The sequence below is a fragment of the Pseudomonas baetica genome (assembly GCF_019733355.1).
GTDB classification, from domain to species: domain Bacteria; phylum Pseudomonadota; class Gammaproteobacteria; order Pseudomonadales; family Pseudomonadaceae; genus Aquipseudomonas; species Aquipseudomonas baetica_A.
Window position 1 is genome coordinate 1 of sequence record NZ_JAIHLQ010000154.1, and the last position, 362, is coordinate 362.

1 protein-coding gene is annotated in these 362 nt (G+C 60.2%); it reads right to left on the reverse strand.

What is annotated here, in order from left to right; translation table 11 throughout:
• A partial coding sequence (locus K5E40_RS34520; protein ID WP_221734442.1) for an immunoglobulin-like domain-containing protein occupies positions 1–362 on the reverse strand: 362 nt, incomplete at both ends.

Sequence of the window (362 nt, forward strand, 5' to 3'; positions counted from 1 at the left end):
AGCGACAGGTTGGTGGTGTCGACAGTGTCAGTCACGGTGGTGCTGACTGGTGTTTTGTCGGCCACGAGGTTTTCGTAGTTACCGCCGCTTACGTCAGTGATCGAGTTGGTCAGCGGAGCCTGGCCAACCAATGCATCGTTCGGCGCGGTGGTGGTCACGGTGCCAGTGGTTTTTCCGACTTCGATGGTGATGTTCTGGCCGTTGGCCAGAGTCACGACGACAGGCGAACCAGTGACCGGAGCACCAACAGTGGCGGTGTAAGTGACGGTGCCACCTTCAGCAGCCGACTCGGAGGCGGTGAGTTTGACGGTGGTGGTGTCGATGGTGTCGGTGACGTTGGTAACCGCCGGAACGGTGCTCGG